Below are 20,251 nucleotides of genomic sequence, written 5' to 3' on the forward strand. Positions count from 1 at the left end.
CTGGTGGCCGGGCCGGGCGGCGGCGGCTGCCGCACAAGGTAAAGGGATGGAGAGAGGGTGGGGCGGGCGCTTCAGGCCACCTTGACGGTCACCGCGTGGTCCGCCCAGCTGCTGTTGTTGTAGCCGGCTTGGTTCTCCTCGCGCTGCTCGGGCTGCACGTTGCCCTGAGCATCGGTGGCTCGGCTGGCCAGGGTGTGGCTGCCGCGCGGCAGGTCGGCCTGCAGCACGAACTGGCGCCAGGCGTAGCGGCCCATGTCCGGGCCCACCAGGCGCGCGGCCTGCCAGGTCTTGCCGCCATCGACGGACACCTCCACACCCTTGACGGCGTGCATGCCGCCGAAGGCCACGCCGTGGATCTGCACGCGGCCCGGGGCCAGCTCGCCATCTTCGGGCAGCGGGCCGTTGATCCAGGACTTGACGCTCATCTGCTGCACCGACGGCTGGCTGGGGTCGCCCTTGCCGCCCGGCGGCGAGATGCGGTAGCCGTGGCTCATGATGCGCGCCTCGCTCTCCTTGTCGGTGAAGGCGAGCTGGCCGATGTACTTGATGTTGTTCACGCCGGTGTAGCCCGGCACGATCAGGCGCAGCGGCCCGCCGTGCGCCAGCGGTATGGGCTCACCGTTCATCTCCCAGGCCAGCAGCGCATCCTGCATGGCCTCCAGCGGCACCGAACGCTCGACGATCACCGTCTTGGGGTCGATGCCGGCGGGCAGCACCTCGCCGCCGGTGCCGGTCATGTACTTCATGCCGTCAGCCACGCCACCCAGGGCGCGCGCCACGTCGCGCACGGGCACGCCGCTCCAGACCACGCAGCCGGCGGCGCCCACCGTCCAGGGCGTGCCGCTGGGCTTGCTGGGGAAGAAGCCCCGGCCGTTGCCCGAGCACTGCAGCACCATGGTCACCGTCTCCAGCCCCATGGCCTTGAGCTCGCGCACCGACAGGCGGCGCGGCTCCTTTACCCCGCTCACCTGCACCTGCCAGGCGTCGCGGTCAGCGACGATGGACTCGGGCGGCGTGGGCAGGTTGTTGCGCACGTACAGCTGGTCCGAGGGCGTGATGACGCTGGTGCCAAAGGCGCCGCGGCGCGTCTCGATGGTGGTGCTGCTGTGCACGATGACGGCATCGGCGTTCTTCCAGCCGGCGTAGCCGGGCAGCGGCTTGGCCGCGGCCGGCGCGGCCGACTGCGCCGCGGCGCCCTGGTGGAAGCTGGCCAGGCCGGCGGCGGCCAGCGCGCTGGCGCTGCCCGCCAGCAGGCGGCGGCGGGGCAGGGAGGCGGGAGCTTGGGTGTGCATGGGGCGTTGTCTCCTGGGAATCGTTGCTGGGGTTGGTGGGAAAAGTAAAGTGAAGAAAGAGGCGCGGCCAGCCGGCCGCTCAGTGAGCCGCTGCCGGCGCTGCCAGCGCCCGGCTGGCCACGGCCAGCGCCTGTTTTTTTTGCGCGATGAGCACCAGCGGGCGGCCTTCGCGCGAGCGCGCCACCTGCCAGTAGCTGTTGGCCCACCAGCCCTGGCCGTCGGGCAGGGCCGTGGGCTGGTCGAAGGCCATGACGGTGACGATGCCGCCCTTCTCGAAGAAGGTGGTCAGGTGGTAGGCGCGGCTGCCTTCGATCTCGCAGGGGCGCAGCAGCTGGGTGAAGCCGGGCAGGGGCTGGCCGGGCGGCAGGTCCAGGTGGCGGGCGACTTCGGCCTCGGGCATGAAGCTGCCGCGCAGCGTACGTTCGTAGTACTCGTGCTCGATGGCCGAGCGCACCAGCGAGGGCGGGCGCATGGCGAACACGGCCGACGCCGCAGTGCTGCCGGCCAGCAGCGCGGCCAGCAGCCGCCGCACGCCGCGGCGTGCATGCCAGGGCGTGTGTCTGAACAGATGCGCGGGCGGCTCGGAGGGGGGAAAGGCCAAGGCCATCTCGGCGCGTGCGCGCAGGTCGAAATCGGTCTCCTGCAGCGCCTGCGCGAGTAGGTCCTGCGGAGGGGTGGGGCGGGTCATCGGCTGGCCTTTCGCAGGGGGATCACGCCGGCGCTGGCAGCCGGCGCCGGGCCGAGCGCGGCCTTGAGTGCATCGCGCGCCCGGGCCAGGCGCGACAGCACCGTGCCGGGCGCGATGTCCAGCGCCTCGGCCATCTGCGCGGTGGACATGTCGTCGAAGTAGTACAGCACCAGCACCTCGCGGTGGATGGGGGCGATGCGGGCCAGCGCCTTGACCACGTCCAGCCGGTCGTCGATGGGCGAGGGCGGTGCGGGGACGTCGTGCGCCGGGTCGTCGGCGCTGTATTGGAGCGGCTGCTGCGGCAGCAGGTGGCGCAGCGCGTGGCGCCGCATGATCTGGAACAGCCAGGCGCGCGCCAGGCTGGCGTCGCGCAGCTGGTCGCGGTGGCGCCAGGCGCTGGTAAAGCAGTCCTGCACCACGTCCTCGGCCAGCGCGCGCGAGCCCGTCAGCGCCCAGGCGCTGCGCAGCAGGAAGCGGTAGTGATCGCGCACCCACTGGTTGTAGCGCGACTCGGCCGTGGAAATCATGGGGACTAGGAGCGGCCGGCGCCTTGATCCATTCCATGCCAAGCGTCAGGGAAAACCCTTGGATGGCGGAATGGGTGTAGGACTTTGATGCTTCTCAATTGATAGCTGCTTGCGCAGAATTGACGGGCGCTAGAGCCGTTTTTCATACAAAAGCACGTCCGCCTCACGACTGCGGCGAGCCCAGGAAGCGCCCCGGCGACATGCCCACCGCGCGCCGCACCATGGCTGAAAAGGCGCTGGGACTGCTGTAGCCCAGCTCGGCGGCGATCTGGTTGATGGGCCGGCGCCGAGCCGCCAAGGCCAGCGCCTGGGCCAGGATGACCTGCTGGCGCCACTGCGTGAAGGTGCTGCCCAGCTCCTGGCGAAAGAGGCGCGCCACCGTGCGCGGGCTGGCGCCGGTGTCGCGCGCCCAGTCGGCCAGCGTGTCGTGGCGCGTGGGATCGGCCAGCACCGCCTCGCACAGGTGGCGCAGGCGCTTGTCGCGCGGCAGGTCCACGCCCAGGCGCACGCTGCTGGCACGGCGCAACTCGTCCAGGATCAGCGCGCTCAGGTGGCGCTCGCGGTGCAGCAGCTCGGGCGGCGGTGGGGCGCCGTCGTCGGGGTCGGTGGGCATCTCGCGCACCACGGCGCGCAGCAGCTCGGACACCTCCAGCACGCGGCACTGGCGCCAGGGCTCTTCCTGCGCGCGCGCGACGGCGGGGCCGCAGCGCCCGGGCGGCTGGTAGAAGTACAGCGTGCGCAGGTCGGCGTCTTCCACCATGGTCACGGCGTGCTCCACGCCCGGGGGGATCCACAGCGCGCGCGAGGGCGGCACGATGTAGGTGCCGCGCGGCACCGTCAGGCGCAGCACGCCCGTGGTGGAGATGGCCACCTGCGCCCAGGGATGGCTGTGCGGGCGCACCTGTGTGTCGGCGCGCAGTTCGCGGTGCTTGGCGCGCACGGGGCGCTCCCGGCTGGGCACGAACAGGTGCGGCGTGAGCGACTCCACGTACGACAGCACGCGCACCGGCCGCGCGGCGCGGCCGGCGGTGCTGGCCGCGACGGGCTCGGCAGGCGGTGGGGCAGGGCGGGCAAGGGACGGGCTTGGCATGATCGCGACAGTAATTGGCCGACTATCGTATATCGGCCGCGGCTGCCTTGCCTAAGATCATGGCCATGACGACTGCTGCCCCCACCCTGCGCCAGGACGCGCGCACCATTGGCCTGATCGGCCTTGCGCACGGCTCCTCGCACTTCTTTCACCTGCTGCTGCCGCCGCTGTTTCCTTTCCTGATCGCGGAGTTCGGCTACAGCTATTCCGAACTGGGGCTGCTGGTCTCGGTGTTCTTCGTGGTCTCCGGCGTGGGCCAGGCGCTGTCGGGCTTCCTGGTGGACCGCGTGGGCGCACGCCCGGTGCTGTTCGCCGCGCTGGCCAGCTTTGCGCTGGCGGGCCTCACCGCGGGCAGCGCCAGCGGCTACCTGGGCCTGGTGGTGGCGTCGGTGCTGGCGGGCCTGGGCAATGCGCCGTTCCACCCGGTGGACTTCACCATCCTCAACAAGCGCGTGTCGCCCGCGCGGCTGGGCCACGGCTTCTCGGTGCACGGCATCTCGGGCAACCTGGGCTGGGCCACCGCGCCGCTGTTCATGGCGGGCATCGCCACGGCCGCGGGATCGTGGCGCATGGCCTGCCTGAGCGGCGGTGCGCTGGCGCTGGTGGTGCTGGCCGTCATGGTGTGGAACCGCGACGCGCTGGACGATCGCCAGGGCGCCTGGGCGCATGCGCCGGCCAAGGGCGCCACGGGCAGCGCGCACGCGCAGGAACACCCCATGGCCTTCCTCAAGCTGCCGGCCGTGTGGCTGTGCTTCTCGTTCTTCTTCTGGAGCACCTGCTCGCTCAGCGCCATCCAGAGCTTTGCCGCCCCGGCGCTGCAGCGGATGTACGACATGCCGCTGTCGCTGACCTCTATGGTGGTCACGGGCTACATGCTGTGCAGTGCCGTGGGCATGGTGATCGGGGGCTTCCTCGTGGGCCGCGTGGTGCGGCTGGAAAAGACCATCAGCATCTGCCTGATGGCCTCCGCCGCGCTGCTGGTGCTGGTGGGGCTGGGCGCACTGCCCGGCACGGTGGCGCTGGCCGTGGCCGCGCTGGCGGGCATGGGCGTGGGCATTGCCGGTCCGTCGCGCGACATGCTCATCAAGCGCGCCGCGCCCCCCGGCGCCACGGGCCGCGTGTACGGCACGGTGTATTCGGGGCTGGACCTGGGCTTTTCCGTCGCGGCGCCGTTGTTTGGCGTGCTGCTGGACCGCGGGCAGACCGCCGACATCTTCTACGGTTCGGCCCTGGCGCTGGTGCTGAGTGTGGTCTCGGCGGCACTGGTGGGCGGTGGCGTGGCACGGCGCCAGGCGCAGGCTGCGTGATAGGTGCCGGGGGCTTCCAGCGCATACGTAGCAAGCGCTAACAGCTATTGAAACAGGAGCGATGGCGCGCCCTCCAGGGCAAGCCCTGCGCCGCGCATACCGGCTTGGCGGTTCCCCTGCCGCCGGGCGCGGGGCGGCAAGCGTTCGTCGCAGCCTGCATTCGGCCGTTATGCAGGACGGTGTGATGCGCTCTGGCCCATTGATCAAGCGGTGGATACGAAATACAGTGAACCGCAGTGAAGAGCGGCGCGCCGCCGCGCCGTTCTCCAGCGTAAGGACCCGCTCCTTCCCCGGTTCTGCATCGACCCCACCCATGGAACCCCACGCCTTCAGGCACCTGCCCGAACTGCAAGGACGGCTCACGCCGCCCCAGGCCAGCGGGCTGCGCCTGACCGACGAGGTGCTCGCCGCCTGGGATGCACAGGCGCGCCAGCAGGGCCTGTCCGCCGACTGGCGGCTGCCCGATGACGTGGTCGAGCGCTCACGCCAGGCCGTGCTGGCGCAGAGCGAGGGGTGCGACCTCTGGGTGTTTGCCTACGGCTCGCTGATGTGGAACCCCGCCATCCACTTTGACGAGGTGCGCCGCGCCCGGCTCGCGGACCATGCGCGCCGCTTCGCGCTGGCCACCACGATCGGCCGCGGCACACCCGACAGCCCGGGGCTGGTGCTCACGCTGCAGCGCGGCGTGGGTGACTGCGAGGGGTTGGCATTCCGCATTCCGCAGGCGCTGCTGGAGCGGGAGTCGCGCATGCTGTGGCGGCGCGAAATGATCCACGGCAGCTACTGCCCGGGCTTTCAACCGCTGCACACGCCGCAGGGCGGTGTGCGCGCGCTGGTGCTGTCCGCCAACACCGCGCACCCGCTGCACCGCGGCGGGCTGTCGCTGGACGACACCGCGGCCATCATCGCCAGCGCGCAGGGCAGCGTGGGCAGCAACCGCGACTACCTGGACCAGCTGGCGTGCCAACTCGACCTACTGGGCATCCGCGATGACTACGTGCGCTGCCTGGCTGCCCGGGTGCGCGCGCACCGCGCGGCGCAGGACCGGGGTGGTTAAGTGAGATCGAACCGGCGCCGGTGGAGCCTGCTGGAGCGGGGTGCCACCGTGTGCTGGCCCATGAAGGCGGCGGGGTGCTGCGCGCGCTGCCTGCCATGCTGCTTGTGGCTGCACAAGCGTTCTTGAAAAGGGAAAGTCATGTCCAAGGTACTCGTTCTCTACTACTCGACTTACGGCCATCTCGAAACCATGGCGCAGGCCGTCGCCGAAGGCGCGCGCTCTGCCGGTGCCACGGTGGACGTGAAGCGCGTTCCCGAAACGGTGCCGCAGGAGATCGCCCGGTCCGCGCACTTCAAGCTGGACCAGTCCGCACCCGTCGCCACCGTGGCCGAGCTGGAAAACTACGACGCGATCATCGTCGGCGCGCCCACGCGCTTTGGCCGCATGCCCTCGCAGATGGGCAGCTTCCTCGACCAGGCGGGCGGCCTGTGGGCGCGCGGCGCCCTCAACGGCAAGGTGGGCGCGGCGTTCACCTCCACCGCCACGCAGCACGGCGGGCAGGAGACGACGCTGTTTTCCATCATCACCAACCTGCTGCACTTCGGCATGGTGATCGTGGGGCTGCCCTACAGCTTCCAGGGCCAGATGACGCTGGACGAAGTGGTGGGCGGCGCCCCCTACGGTGCGACCACCATCGCCGGCGGCCAGGGCCAGCGCCAGCCCAGCGCGACCGAGCTGGACGGCGCACGCTTCCAGGGCCGTCTGGTGGCCGAGACGGCCAACAAGTTGTTCGGGGGCTGAGTCTTTACGTCAGAGCCCCGCATGGCGTGCACCTTGCCTTGCGTGGCCGTACACCAGCGGGAGCAAGCCTCGCGGTAAAGCACAAGCGCAGTTGCGTGCGGGGTGTAGCTCCCTCTCTCACCCCGGATAGCTACACTGCCTTCGGCCGCGGCTGGACGCGGCGCGTGGTTGTAGCTCCCTCTCTCACCCCGGATAGCTACACTTCCACGGAAGATTCCACCAGCGCAATTGCGGTTGTAGCTCCCTCTCTCACCCCGGATAGCTACACTGAACCTGCAAAGGAGCGCGCATTGAGAAAGGTTGTAGCTCCCTCTCTCACCCCGGATAGCTACACTAACAGAAGGGATGGTGCGCGAGTACCGACCGTTGTAGCTCCCTCTCTCACCCCGGATAGCTACACTAAGAGCCGGTACGGTTAGCGCTTCCAGCCGGTTGTAGCTCCCTCTCTCACCCCGGATAGCTACACTTGTCAGATAGATGATGAAGCCCTCGGGGCGGTTGTAGCTCCCTCTCTCACCCCGGATAGCTACACTTGCGAGCATGTCGGCAGTGTCGGACTTGATGTTGTAGCTCCCTCTCTCACCCCGGATAGCTACACTATGGGGGCGCGCGTCGGCATTCAGGACTACGTTGTAGCTCCCTCTCTCACCCCGGATAGCTACACTTGGCTGCGCAAGGCAAAGCACAAGCCCGTGGTTGTAGCTCCCTCTCTCACCCCGGATAGCTACACTAAGCGCGTCGCCATCGATCTTGACCAGGCGGTTGTAGCTCCCTCTCTCACCCCGGATAGCTACACTAGAGCGTCGAGCGCCTCAACAGCGCCATTGGTTGTAGCTCCCTCTCTCACCCCGGATAGCTACACTTGCGCCCATGGCCTTGGCTTTGTCGGCGATGTTGTAGCTCCCTCTCTCACCCCGGATAGCTACACTGTCAGACCTGGCGCCCACTTCATTCGCCCCGTTGTAGCTCCCTCTCTCACCCCGGATAGCTACACTTCAAAATGCGTTGGTTGTTTCTCAGGCCGTGTTGTAGCTCCCTCTCTCACCCCGGATAGCTACACTTTCCGCAAGGGCTTCGCCGACATGCTCAACGTTGTAGCTCCCTCTCTCACCCCGGATAGCTACACTACATGGACTCGGATATACCGTTCTGACCCAGTTGTAGCTCCCTCTCTCACCCCGGATAGCTACACTGTACTGCGCCATCAACGAAATGTCACTCAGGTTGTAGCTCCCTCTCTCACCCCGGATAGCTACACTCATCAATGCCGCACTTCGGCTGGCCCGGAGGTTGTAGCTCCCTCTCTCACCCCGGATAGCTACACTAAGCTGACCGAGCACTTTTACCTGGAGGGCGTTGTAGCTCCCTCTCTCACCCCGGATAGCTACACTGGGCTCAATCTGGTGAAGAACACCGAGCGCGTTGTAGCTCCCTCTCTCACCCCGGATAGCTACACTCCACGCAGTCGTTGTTGCGTCGTGTAGATCGTTGTAGCTCCCTCTCTCACCCCGGATAGCTACACTCAACGGCACGGATGTGAAGCTGCGTGTAGAGTTGTAGCTCCCTCTCTCACCCCGGATAGCTACACTAATTCCGCAAGAAGCCCGTCGTCATCGAGGGTTGTAGCTCCCTCTCTCACCCCGGATAGCTACACTGTGCACTACGCGCTGTATGGCCTGAGCGAGGTTGTAGCTCCCTCTCTCACCCCGGATAGCTACACTTGGCCGAAGAAACATGGTTCACAGCTGCCGGTTGTAGCTCCCTCTCTCACCCCGGATAGCTACACTTGATGGTGGAGACGCTCTTCATCCACGAATGTTGTAGCTCCCTCTCTCACCCCGGATAGCTACACTCGCGGGGTTCAGTCATGTCTTGCCTCCAGTGTTGTAGCTCCCTCTCTCACCCCGGATAGCTACACTGTCGGCGTGTTGGTTGAGGAACTATGGCTGGTTGTAGCTCCCTCTCTCACCCCGGATAGCTACACTTTCATCTGACGGCGAGCCTCGTCACGGTCGGTTGTAGCTCCCTCTCTCACCCCGGATAGCTACACTCGGTCTGGTATTGGCCCCGAGGCACTGGAAGTTGTAGCTCCCTCTCTCACCCCGGATAGCTACACTCAAGAGGTGGTGCGCCGCCTGGGGATAGAAGTTGTAGCTCCCTCTCTCACCCCGGATAGCTACACTCAACTTGGATACCGGTGCACAGGCGCTTGGGTTGTAGCTCCCTCTCTCACCCCGGATAGCTACACTTCAGCCGAGGTGCAGGCCACCGTCGAGCTGGTTGTAGCTCCCTCTCTCACCCCGGATAGCTACACTTTCGCTGGGCTGCTCTCCAGTATGATTGCGGTTGTAGCTCCCTCTCTCACCCCGGATAGCTACACTATGGATGCACTCGACACAGCCATGCGCGAAGTTGTAGCTCCCTCTCTCACCCCGGATAGCTACACTCTGCTCCACCATGGGGCCGAGCGCGCCCATGTTGTAGCTCCCTCTCTCACCCCGGATAGCTACACTATGTTCTTCTGGTTCGCCCTGGACGGATTGGTTGTAGCTCCCTCTCTCACCCCGGATAGCTACACTCCGACGCGCTGCGGAAGTCGCTGCAAGCGCGTTGTAGCTCCCTCTCTCACCCCGGATAGCTACACTCGCTCCAATGCAAAAGCCCTTTAGTCCAGAGTTGTAGCTCCCTCTCTCACCCCGGATAGCTACACTAGCATGGATGACGCCAAGGCGGCCGGGCTGGTTGTAGCTCCCTCTCTCACCCCGGATAGCTACACTATGGGGGCGCGTGTCGGCATTCAGGACTACGTTGTAGCTCCCTCTCTCACCCCGGATAGCTACACTTGCGTCTGGAATGACCCTGCGCGACTACTTGTTGTAGCTCCCTCTCTCACCCCGGATAGCTACACTCACTGTAGTTGTCTTGATATCGCATCCCGTGTTGTAGCTCCCTCTCTCACCCCGGATAGCTACACTTGCTTCCATGCGCGCACAGGAACTGTTGCGGTTGTAGCTCCCTCTCTCACCCCGGATAGCTACACTCGAATCGTGCCCGTCAAGGTTGATAAGACGGTTGTAGCTCCCTCTCTCACCCCGGATAGCTACACTCCATCAATCTCGCATCGCAGTTTGTGGAGCGTTGTAGCTCCCTCTCTCACCCCGGATAGCTACACTACCAATTTCAGTTCAACATAACCCAACTTGGTTGTAGCTCCCTCTCTCACCCCGGATAGCTACACTTTCCTGGCCGCTGCGCTGGGCAAGGACATTGTTGTAGCTCCCTCTCTCACCCCGGATAGCTACACTCCCATCGCCCGCGCGGAGTACGAAGCCCTGGTTGTAGCTCCCTCTCTCACCCCGGATAGCTACACTCCTGCTGGAGAGGGGGAATTTCAAAAGGTAGTTGTAGCTCCCTCTCTCACCCCGGATAGCTACACTTCAGAGTCCCATCGAGCGGTGGTATCAGCGGTTGTAGCTCCCTCTCTCACCCCGGATAGCTACACTAATCGCATCGGGGGCAGGCATGACCCGCGCGTTGTAGCTCCCTCTCTCACCCCGGATAGCTACACTAGTGTAGTGTTTGATTCTTAATGAAACTTAATTGAGCAACCACGCTCCAATGCTCTACTACGGTTTGCATTGGAGTGAAAAATTGCGAGTTGCCCCGACGATTGTGTTGACGGATGAAGAGGAAAGCGAGCTGAGCCGGCTGGCGCGCTCCAAGCGCACCAGCGTCAGATTGGCCCAGCGCGCCCAGATCGTGCTGCTGGCCGCGCAGGGGCTGCAAAACAAGGATATTGCCGAGCAGCTTGGCATTGGGCGCGTGCAGGTGGCGCGCTGGCGTGAACGCTACCTGCAATTGGGGCTGCAAGGTATCGAGCGCGACTTGCCGCGCGGCGCACCGCCGGTGAAGGTGGATGTGGCCAAGCTTGTGAAGCTAACCACACAGACCAAGCCCGAGGCGGCCACGCACTGGAGCACGCGCACGATGGCCGCTGAGTTGGGCGTCAGCGCCAGCACCGTGATGCGCCATTGGCAGGCCCACGGTCTCAAGCCTCACATCGTGCGCGGCTTCAAGGTCTCGCGCGATCCGCAGTTCGTGCAAAAGCTCGAAGACATCGTGGGGCTTTACATGTCGCCGCCCGAGCATGCGCTGGTGCTGTGCTGCGACGAAAAGAGCCAGGTGCAGGCGCTGGACCGAACGCAGCCCGGGCTGCCGCTCAAGAAGGGGCGCGCGGCCACCATGACGCACGACTACAAGCGCAACGGCACAACCACCTTGTTCGCTGCGCTCAACGTGCTCAACGGTCAGGTCATCGGCCAGTGCCAGCAGCGCCACACCCACATCGAGTGGCTGAAGTTCCTGCGTCAAATCAATCGGGAGACGCCCAAGGACAAGACGCTGCATCTGATCGCCGACAACTACGCCACGCACAAGCATCCAGCTGTGCAGGAGTGGCTGGCCAAGCACCCCAGATTCAACATGCACTTCACGCCGACCTCGGCATCGTGGCTGAACATGGTCGAGCGCTTCTTTCGCGACATCTCCGAGAACCGGCTACGCCGCGGGGTGTTCACCAGCGTGCCCGAACTCGTCTCGGCCATCGATGAGTACATCGCGCATCACAACACCAACCCCAAGCCGTTCATCTGGACCAAGAACGCTCGCGACATCCTGCAAAAGGTCATCCGCGCCAATAGCCGATTAAGTTCCAAACAGAATGCAACACTACACTAGAGGGTTGTCTGCAACGGTCGTTCCGTACGTTGTAGCTCCCTCTCTCACCCCGGATAGCTACACTGCCTTCAACACCTTCATCCGCGCCCGCGACGTTGTAGCTCCCTCTCTCACCCCGGATAGCTACACTCTTGCAGGTTCGGGCGATGTGAAGGCGCTTGTTGTAGCTCCCTCTCTCACCCCGGATAGCTACACTCGCACCCATTGGGCTTTGACTGCCATAGGTGTTGTAGCTCCCTCTCTCACCCCGGATAGCTACACTAACAGCGTGGACGCACGCGCCGCCGCCGACGTTGTAGCTCCCTCTCTCACCCCGGATAGCTACACTTCAGCCGAGGTGCAGGCCACCGTCGAGCTGGTTGTAGCTCCCTCTCTCACCCCGGATAGCTACACTAAACCATCCAACCTCACCACCCCGATGGTTGTTGTAGCTCCCTCTCTCACCCCGGATAGCTACACTCGCCGCCATCAAGGCCCAGCACGCCGAAGCGTTGTAGCTCCCTCTCTCACCCCGGATAGCTACACTACCGCCGGGCAAACAGCCAACCTGCTGGGCGTTGTAGCTCCCTCTCTCACCCCGGATAGCTACACTAGAATGGGCACGACGGATCGCTTCCTGTTTGTTGTAGCTCCCTCTCTCACCCCGGATAGCTACACTAAATGGCCCTGCGCGACTTCTCGCGGGGCCGTTGTAGCTCCCTCTCTCACCCCGGATAGCTACACTGAAGCGATCCGTCGTGCCCATTCTTCGCGCGTTGTAGCTCCCTCTCTCACCCCGGATAGCTACACTTTTTCAGACCACGAGGTGCGCGCCGCGCTGGTTGTAGCTCCCTCTCTCACCCCGGATAGCTACACTGTGACGGTCGATTTGGATGCAGTTTTCAGAGTTGTAGCTCCCTCTCTCACCCCGGATAGCTACACTCGCCGCCTTGAAGCATCCGCCATCGTCGCCGTTGTAGCTCCCTCTCTCACCCCGGATAGCTACACTATCCCGAGATGGCGCAGCAGTTGACCACAGGTTGTAGCTCCCTCTCTCACCCCGGATAGCTACACTTGATGGTCGACAGGCTGAGCATCTTCGCCTGTTGTAGCTCCCTCTCTCACCCCGGATAGCTACACTCTCTGCCAGGTCGGGGCCATCCTTGACGGTGTTGTAGCTCCCTCTCTCACCCCGGATAGCTACACTGCGTCAGGTTCGACCTCTGCGAGCGCGATCGTTGTAGCTCCCTCTCTCACCCCGGATAGCTACACTGTGGGCCGCTGGAGCCTGATCGCCTCCCACGTTGTAGCTCCCTCTCTCACCCCGGATAGCTACACTAGACTCTACGACAGCAAGTCTCTGGAGCACGTTGTAGCTCCCTCTCTCACCCCGGATAGCTACACTTGCTGTGCCGTGACAGTGATGAGATGGCTGGTTGTAGCTCCCTCTCTCACCCCGGATAGCTACACTCAAGACGAGGAAGACGCCTCCTGCGCCTGGGTTGTAGCTCCCTCTCTCACCCCGGATAGCTACACTGCTGAGACTCCGGACTCGGATCGTCGTAGAGTTGTAGCTCCCTCTCTCACCCCGGATAGCTACACTCGCCACCGGTGCCAGAGCCATCCGCGGTGCGTTGTAGCTCCCTCTCTCACCCCGGATAGCTACACTGCGTGCAGGAAGTGGGCTACTGGGCAGGCCGTTGTAGCTCCCTCTCTCACCCCGGATAGCTACACTGGGATCAGCATGGCGGCGTGCTGGTGCCCAGTTGTAGCTCCCTCTCTCACCCCGGATAGCTACACTGCGCATCATGCTACGGACTTGAGCATTACGGTTGTAGCTCCCTCTCTCACCCCGGATAGCTACACTGTGGTAGTGAATGACGCCGCGCTGCTGTAAGTTGTAGCTCCCTCTCTCACCCCGGATAGCTACACTGTGGTAGTGAATGACGCCGCGCTGCTGTAAGTTGTAGCTCCCTCTCTCACCCCGGATAGCTACACTCGACAGGACGGGAACATCCTGCTATCGCAGGTTGTAGCTCCCTCTCTCACCCCGGATAGCTACACTCGAGAGCGGGGACGCCATATCTGGCTTCCTGTTGTAGCTCCCTCTCTCACCCCGGATAGCTACACTCACTGCGACGCCGAGCATCCGCTGATGTGGGTTGTAGCTCCCTCTCTCACCCCGGATAGCTACACTCGGCCCCCTCGAAACCCGCGCCCCGCTTGGCGGAGCGCGGGTTTTCGTTCTCCAAAAATCGGTTTCAGAACAGTGCCATTTGATTGGCCGAGACCTTTTTTTCCTGAAACAGCGGCATGCCGACCAGCAGTTTCATGCTTGCAAACTGCTTTTCCGTCACCGTAAGAACGCGCACCGAGCCTTCGGGTGGTAGGTTGGCCAGCAGGCGCTGCATGTGTTTTTGCACGGCATCGTTGCCGTTGAGGATGCGGCCATAGATCGAGAACTGGATCATGTCGTAGCCATCGTTCAGCAGAAAGCGGCGGAACACGGTGTAGGCGTGCCGCTCGGCCTTAGTGACCACGGGCAGATCGAAGAACACCAACATGCGCATGAATCGCCTCGTGTCCTGGCCCATGGTGGTGCGTGCGCGCCGCTACATCTCGAAGACGTGCTGGCGCAGGCCGATCAGGCCGGGGAGCTCCAGCACTTGCTCGCTACCGCCGTCGTACAGCCGCGCCAGCGATTCGGCTGCCTGCTCGATGGATGCCAGCACGCTCATTTGCCCGCGCGGCATGGCGACGTCCACATTCAGCAGCCCCACCAGCGCGGCCTTGTCGGCGGGTTGCAGGTCGGTATCCGTCGTCCGGACATGTTGTTGCGCCACATGCAAATCGACAATGGGGCGGTAGGGCTCGATCAGATCGTCGGCCAGGTTGAAGGCGTTTTGCTCGCTACTGTGAAACAGTCCCAGGCTGGGCAGCATGCCGTGCTGCACCAGCGCCCGCGCGCAGGCACCGCGCATGACGGCGTAGCCGTAGTCGAGCGCGGCATTCACCCAGCCGGTCTGGCTGCGATGAAAGCTTCGGCCAAACACCTGCGGAAAGTAATATGCGCTGGCTTGCGCTTCCAGGTTGCCGCCGTCGCCCGAGCGCACGCGCCGCGCGTACGAGGCCAGCCGTTCGGCGCCCGTGGTGCCGGTCAGTTCCATGCAGCGGGCCTGGTTCTGGAGCTTGGCCTGCACGATGCGAGCCCAGGCGCGTTTGGTGCTGGGTTTGTCCAGACCGAGTTGCAGGCGCTGCATGCGTGTGGCGCGGCTGTGCGGCAGAAAGGGCAGAAACACGCCATTCGGTTGGTGGTTGTCGCCCGTGCTGTACAGGCCAATACCGTAATCGGCGCAGGCCGAGAGCACGGGGTGAGTCAGGGTGATTTCGCGATGGTTGAGCACGATGACCGCAATGTCCTCGAAGGGTACGCGCGCGCTTTGCTCTTGCTCCACCACTAGCGCGAAATGCTCGCGCTTCAGGCGAGCGGGCCGGTTGATGACCACGCTACGCCAGACCACGGCGCACCTCCGGCGGGGCGGGGTAGATGCGACCCAGCACATCGACGTTAAATTTTTCCAAGGACAGGGCTGTTTTGACACCGATGCTTTGGTAAAGACCGTCCTTGCCTGTTGCAATGTTTCGATCGTGTGCCCACAAGTTCACTGCAGCAGTAGAGCGATTGGTGCTGGAGTAATAGCCCTGAAAAGCTTCCTTCTTGAGTGTGACTTTGACGAAGTCATTCGGATATACCGAAAACAAGAATGCAAAGCTGTCATCAATCAGTGTCCATCCGTCTTCATCCTTGAACGCCACGATGGCCCGATTCGGCAACCCTGTCACCCGGTGATGCACATACACCGGCACCAGATGGAATTTGCCCGCCTTGGTGAAGATATCCACACGCAACATGCTGTCGTTCTTGGCCAGCCCGCCCCGGATGGGAATGCCCGTTTGCTTGACCACCCGCTTGACGCTGTGCACCAGGGGGCCGGTGGGCAGTCCGTTCTTGTCCGGTTTGTGCAGCGGGTTGCCGGGACCAAAGGCCTTTTCAGCCTTGCCCCCGTGGGCTTCCAGACGCTGGCGTATGGCGGCATACAACCGTTCGTTGCGATGGGGTTCGACGAGCGTATCCAGGTCCTGGAGCTTGAGGCTGGTCAGCGCCACCTTCTCGATGACGCTGCCTTTGGTCTCTGGGTGGGCAAGCAGCCGCTCTGGCTGGGCGTAAATGGTCTCTTTATGGACGGCGCCGCCATTGCGCCGTTGCGGTGCACGTGAGACGAACAAGGTCCGCAGATGGTTGAGATCTTCTTCGGTGTAGGTGCCCAGGCGCTGCATGTCTTCGCGCAGCGCGGCCACGTCGTCGATGAACAGCCGCGCCTGCAACTCGTGGCGAAAATGCGCCCACGGTTCGGGGAAGTGCCGCCGTGCGCGGTCAAAAGCGGCAGGGTTGAGGATTTCGCCGGTTGCGGGGTCTGGAAAGCCTTCCTGCAAAAACTCCAATTCCTTGTGGCGCGCATAGTCGGCCAGCGCCTTGACTATGCCGTGCGTGCAGGCTGCCACCACGGCAGCGTCGAGGGCGTGGTGGCGGTCGCTGTCTGAACGCACTTTGGTCAGCCCCCAGCGGGCGCGCAAAAAGGATGTGAGCTGTCCGTTGACGACCACGCAGCGGCGGTTGGTTTCTCCGTCCGCGCGGGGTGTCAGTTGCAGGTGCTCTTCCACATAGTTCTTGAAGAACTTGCAGATGTAGCGCGTGTCGTTGAGGTTGCGGTCGATGAAGCCGCTGGATTCCTCGGGGCCATAGTTTTTGCGCAGCAGCCGGCTGCGCTTGGCCATGCGATAGGCCTTGTTGCCCTGCACCCAGGCCACGAAGGCACGCCAGCGCTCGCCCTCTTCGCCGCCCGGGAAGCTCGTGAGGTATTCAAACGCAGTGCGGTTGCCCTTGTTCTGGTTCTCGCGCGTGAGCACCAGCACCTTGTTGTTCTTGCTGTCGTCGTAGCTGCGCGAATAGGGCAGGGCATGGTCCACCTGGGAGTAGTTGGGGTCGTCCAGCACACGCTGTATGTCGAGCGCGTGCTGGCTGTAGGCGCACTGACCCAGTTGCTCGCGGTATAGCATCCATTTTTCGAACGCCGACGCCTTGGGCTGGTAGCCAAAATCCCTTTCAAAGTCGGTGCGGGCCTTTTCGTTGCGGTCGCGAAACTCCTCTTGCGCTTTCTTGACTTTGTTGCGTTCATCCAGTGGGCGTGACAGATCGCGTGCCATCTCGATGTGCACGGCCATGGGGCTGCCGTACTCGCGAACCAGGGCGTTGACCACCTTGCGGGCCTGGTTGAGTGCACGCAGCACCACAGGATTGCGCGGGATGTTGGCGTCCTCCCTAAACTGCATCGAGCCCACGCGATCGTTCTTGCCGTACTTTCGCTGTGCTTCATAGAACGGTGGCAGGTACAGGCGCTTGGCTGCATCGGCGCTGAGGCGCTGGCTATGGTGGCCGTACTCCGGAATCTGCGCCACAGCTTCGTCGTAGCGGGCACCGGCTTCCATGAGCGGCACGATGCGGCGCAGGGCTTTGAGCGACAGGCTGGAGAATTTGTCAAAGCTGATTTTTTCCAACACCGTGATGCAAGTGTCCGGCTCGGGCAGGGGCAACTGGCGCAGTTGCTGTTCCACTTCGGCACCATCCTTGTAAATACTGAGCACTGTGGCAATCCGATCCAGCAAATCGGGGTTTCCCTCAAGGGCAGGCGTGCTGATGCGAAGCCACAGGGATTGCTGCTCTTTGAATGCTTTGCGCAGTTCGTGCCACGCGGGCAGCTTGACGAGGATCTGATCTTCAGGATCCTTTGCCTTCTCTCCTTCGGCCTGCGCGCGGCTGGGGTAGGCCAGGCCGCCAAAGCGCAGGTCATCGCTCCACAGGCCTGCTTTGACGAGGACGCCTTTCAGCGTTTTGTATTTGAAACTCTCGATTTGATAGGGCAGCGACAGAACGGTTTGGCGCTCGGCTTCGTTCAAAGGTCGCGAGCGGCCATCGACCACGATGCGCAGGTTGTTAAGCCGGGTCAACCACACATGGCGTTCGGCGGAAAAGCTGGCCTTGGCGGCCCGGTACTCGTCCTTTTCAAACGTACAATTGCCCAACATCTTGAGCAGATCGGCCCCTGCCAGTGCAGGTTTTTGCTGCCAGAACAGACCGCTGCGGCTAATGCCATTTCCAAGGATGAGCGCCTCGAAACGCTCGCTGGCGTGAGGATTGCCTAGGCGTCGCTGAGTGGCGAACAGTAGCGCCAGTTCTTCACCCAGCAGCACGCGCGAAAGGGCTTTGTCGTACTGTCCGCCCTTGTTACGCTGCGCACCGGGGAATTCGGCCAGCACCATTTCGGCGGCGCTGCGATAGCCTTTCTCCCTCATCCGTGCCGCCGTATCCTTCAGCCCCTTTTTGACCCGTCCACCCTCGGCATCGCTGTCAGCCTTGGCTTCTTCGGCCTTGCTTGTCCAGTGAAAGCCTCGGTGCTTGCAAAGGTGGTAGATCACGCGAGCCCATTCCAGCGGCGTGAGCAGACGATCGAGCCCCTGGCGGCGCAGTTCCCAGGCGCTGTCGGTAAATGATGGGCTTTGCGCAAACAGTTTGGCGTCGGCAATAAGGCCTTCGCGCTTGAGCAGCCGTGCTACTTGCGTCAGGCGCCATGCGCGGCGGTACAGGCGGCGGCGCAATAGGCGCGCTTGGCGCCGTGTCAGGTTAAGCGGGTCGCCTTCCTTGGCGGTTTCGGCTTTATCGAAGCAGCGCACACCGAGATCGACAATGCGTTGCGCATCCAGCACAGCCCAACCGACCGAGGCAATGCCGATGTCCAGTCCAAACACGTACTGCGCCATGAGATCTCCCTTGCTATACTCTGCTCCGATTGTGGTTATCCGGGGTGAGAGCCGTTGCTGCAATAAGGAGGGGTCGCAAGACCCCGTCCGTACCCAAAAGCCTGGCGGGGAAACCTGTCAGGCTTTTTTTATTGTCGGCGCGTAACGGAGTTTGTCAAAACGCAACGATGTGCGGTGGTGGGCGCCGGTGGAACTACAGCGCGAAGATCTTGCCCGGATTGAGGATGTTCTGCGGGTCCAGCGCGCGCTTGATGGCGCGCATCATCTCCACCGCGCCCTCGCCGGCCTCGTCCACCAGAAAGCCCATCTTGTGCACGCCCACGCCGTGCTCGCCGGTGCAGGTGCCGCCCAGGCGCAGCGCGCGCGCCACGAGCTGGTGGTTCAGCCGCTCGGCTGTCTCGCGCTCGGCGGGGACGGCCGGGTCCAGCAGGTAGCCGAAGTGGAAGTTGCCGTCGCCCACGTGGCCCACCAGGAAGTAGGGGATGCCGCTCGCGTCGGCCTCGGCCACGGAGTCGAGCAGGCAGTCGGCCAGGCGGCTGATGGGCACGCAGGTGTCGGTGCTGATGGCCTTGCAGCCGGGGCGGCTCTGTACGGCGGCAAAGTAGGCGTTGTGCCGCGCGGTCCACAGGCGCGTGCGCTCCTCGGGCGTGGTGGCCCATTCAAACGCGTTGCCGTCCCATTCGCGTGCAATGTCCTGTACCACCTCGGCCTGCTCCTGCACGCCAGCGGGCGAGCCATGGAATTCCATCAGCAGCAGCGGCTCCTCGCGCAGACGGAGCTTGCTGTGGGCGTTGACCATGCGCACGCTGTTGGCGTCGATGAGCTCCACGCGCGCGATCGGCACACCGAGCTGGATGGTCTGGATCACCGTGCGCACGGCGGCCTCGATGGTGGGAAACGAGCAGATCGCCGCGCTCACCGCCTCGGGCAGCGGGTACAGGCGCACGGTGACCTCGGTGAACAGGCCCAGCGTGCCCTCGCTGCCCACCATCAGGCGCGTGAGGTCGTAGCCCGCGCTGCTCTTCTTGGCGCGCGTGCCGGTGCGGATCACCTCGCCACGGGCGGTGACCACCTCCAGCGCCAGCACGTTCTCGCGCATGGTGCCGTAGCGCACGGCGTTGGTGCCGCTGGCGCGCGTGGCGGCCATGCCGCCGATGCTGGCGTCGGCGCCGGGGTCGATGGGGAAGAACAGGCCCGTGTCCTTGATCGCCTCATTGAGCTGCTTGCGCGTGATGCCGGGCTGCACGGTCACGGTGAGGTCGTCGGCGTCAACGGACAGCACCCGGTTCATGCGGCCCATGTCGATGCTGATGCCGCCCTGGACGGCCAGCAAGTGCCCTTCGAGCGACGAGCCCGCGCCGTAGGGGATCACTGGCACGCCATACTGCGCGGCCAGGCGCACGGCGTCCTGCACGTCCTGCGTGCTCTCGGCAAAGACCACGGCCGCAGGCGGGGGCGCCTGCAGCGAGCCCTCGTCGCGCCCGTGCTGCTCGCACACCGCCTGCGCCGCCGAGTACTGCGCGCCAAAGCGTGCGGCCAGCGCGTCCAGCATCGCCTGCGGCACGGGGCGCGGCGTGGTCAGGGGTTGCAGATGGGCGGTGGTCGCGGGGGCGTTCATGGCGGGCTTCCTTCAAGGCGCGTGGGTGGCGGCCATTCTAGAAGTCCGGGCTGCGGCCTGCGGGCCGCGTGTTGAGAGTCCACCATGGTCGGCCTGTGGCGAAAGGCCGATCTAGGGCCTGTTCACACTATTTTTGCCAGTGCGAATGGCGTGAAAACCGCGCCAATCTAGGCGCGTGACGACGCCAAGGCCGGGGCCTTGGCTAGGAGGGCAACGACGAATGGCGCGGTTTTCACTCCGTTCCCTCCGGGTTGCGATCAAAAAGGGCCATTCGCGGCGTTGCCAAGCCTCGCTGGGGTAGCACCCCAGCTTCGTTTGGCGCCTTGCGCCTGGCCCTTT

At 64.1% G+C, this 20,251-nt stretch carries 12 protein-coding genes and 2 CRISPR repeat arrays; of the genes, 4 read left to right on the top strand and 8 right to left on the bottom strand.

Features of this window, described 5'->3' with window-relative positions:
* Window positions 1–71 precede the first annotated feature (71 nt).
* The 4 genes from HND92_RS00270 to HND92_RS00285 all read right to left on the bottom strand — a co-directional run bounded on the left by HND92_RS00270 (window position 72) and on the right by HND92_RS00285 (window position 3,597).
* Window positions 72–1,292: a sulfite oxidase gene (locus tag HND92_RS00270; protein WP_011803507.1), complete on the bottom strand. Its 1,221-nt coding sequence runs from the start codon at window positions 1,290–1,292 to the stop codon at window positions 72–74.
* A gap of 79 nt (window positions 1,293–1,371) precedes the next feature.
* A complete protein-coding gene (locus HND92_RS00275; RefSeq protein ID WP_019373992.1) occupies window positions 1,372–1,980 on the bottom strand; it encodes a hypothetical protein in 609 nt (202 codons plus the stop codon).
* Window positions 1,977–2,507, bottom strand: coding sequence for an RNA polymerase sigma factor (locus HND92_RS00280; protein ID WP_041835835.1), 531 nt, complete (start codon window positions 2,505–2,507; stop codon window positions 1,977–1,979). The genes HND92_RS00275 and HND92_RS00280 overlap by 4 nt, the downstream gene beginning before the upstream one ends.
* A 163-nt stretch (window positions 2,508–2,670) precedes the next feature.
* Entirely contained in the window at window positions 2,671–3,597 is a 927-nt protein-coding gene (locus tag HND92_RS00285; protein WP_172204987.1) for a helix-turn-helix domain-containing protein, read from the bottom strand.
* A gap of 59 nt (window positions 3,598–3,656) precedes the next feature.
* Between HND92_RS00285 and HND92_RS00290 the strand changes: the two genes are divergently transcribed.
* From HND92_RS00290 to HND92_RS00305, 4 genes are all read left to right on the top strand, one after another.
* Window positions 3,657–4,904: an MFS transporter gene (locus tag HND92_RS00290; RefSeq protein ID WP_172204990.1), complete on the top strand. Its 1,248-nt coding sequence runs from the start codon at window positions 3,657–3,659 to the stop codon at window positions 4,902–4,904.
* A 313-nt stretch (window positions 4,905–5,217) separates the two neighbouring features.
* On the top strand, window positions 5,218–5,961 hold the full coding sequence (locus HND92_RS00295) for a gamma-glutamylcyclotransferase (protein WP_047350918.1): 744 nt from the start codon (window positions 5,218–5,220) through the stop codon (window positions 5,959–5,961).
* Window positions 5,962–6,099: 138 nt separating this feature from the next.
* Window positions 6,100–6,702, top strand: a complete 603-nt coding sequence (gene wrbA, locus HND92_RS00300) for an NAD(P)H:quinone oxidoreductase (RefSeq protein ID WP_172204993.1) — start codon at window positions 6,100–6,102, stop codon at window positions 6,700–6,702.
* A gap of 100 nt (window positions 6,703–6,802) precedes the next feature.
* A CRISPR array of direct repeats spans window positions 6,803–10,271; the repeat unit is 36 nt; unit sequence GTTGTAGCTCCCTCTCTCACCCCGGATAGCTACACT.
* A 49-nt stretch (window positions 10,272–10,320) separates the two neighbouring features.
* The gene (locus HND92_RS00305; RefSeq protein ID WP_231403305.1) at window positions 10,321–11,439 is read left to right on the top strand and encodes an IS630 family transposase; all 1,119 of its coding nucleotides are present in this window, start codon (window positions 10,321–10,323) and stop codon (window positions 11,437–11,439) included.
* Window positions 11,440–11,467: 28 nt separating this feature from the next.
* Window positions 11,468–13,615: a CRISPR direct-repeat array (repeat unit 36 nt; unit sequence GTTGTAGCTCCCTCTCTCACCCCGGATAGCTACACT).
* 64 nt (window positions 13,616–13,679) lie between these two features.
* Here HND92_RS00305 and cas2 read toward each other — a convergent pair.
* From cas2 to HND92_RS00325, 4 genes are all read right to left on the bottom strand, one after another.
* Window positions 13,680–13,988 (bottom strand): CRISPR-associated endonuclease Cas2, encoded by a 309-nt coding sequence (gene cas2 / locus HND92_RS00310; RefSeq protein WP_172205010.1) that lies wholly within the window; start codon window positions 13,986–13,988, stop codon window positions 13,680–13,682.
* A 42-nt stretch (window positions 13,989–14,030) separates the two neighbouring features.
* Window positions 14,031–14,939, bottom strand: a complete 909-nt coding sequence (cas1, locus tag HND92_RS00315) for a type II CRISPR-associated endonuclease Cas1 (RefSeq protein ID WP_172205013.1) — start codon at window positions 14,937–14,939, stop codon at window positions 14,031–14,033.
* Window positions 14,926–18,294 carry a type II CRISPR RNA-guided endonuclease Cas9 gene (cas9, locus tag HND92_RS00320; protein ID WP_172205016.1) on the bottom strand — a complete coding sequence of 1,123 codons (3,369 nt, stop codon included), beginning with the start codon at window positions 18,292–18,294 and terminating at the stop codon, window positions 14,926–14,928. Before cas9 ends, cas1 begins: the two co-directional genes overlap by 14 nt.
* Before the next feature lie 193 nt (window positions 18,295–18,487).
* Complete coding sequence (locus tag HND92_RS00325; RefSeq protein ID WP_123675402.1) at window positions 18,488–19,912, bottom strand: FAD-binding oxidoreductase; 1,425 nt, start codon at window positions 19,910–19,912, stop codon at window positions 18,488–18,490.
* Between the last annotated feature and the right edge of the window lie 339 nt (window positions 19,913–20,251).

Origin of the sequence: Diaphorobacter sp. JS3050 (assembly GCF_013154915.1) — a bacterium.
GTDB lineage: Bacteria > Pseudomonadota > Gammaproteobacteria > Burkholderiales > Burkholderiaceae_C > Diaphorobacter > Diaphorobacter nitroreducens.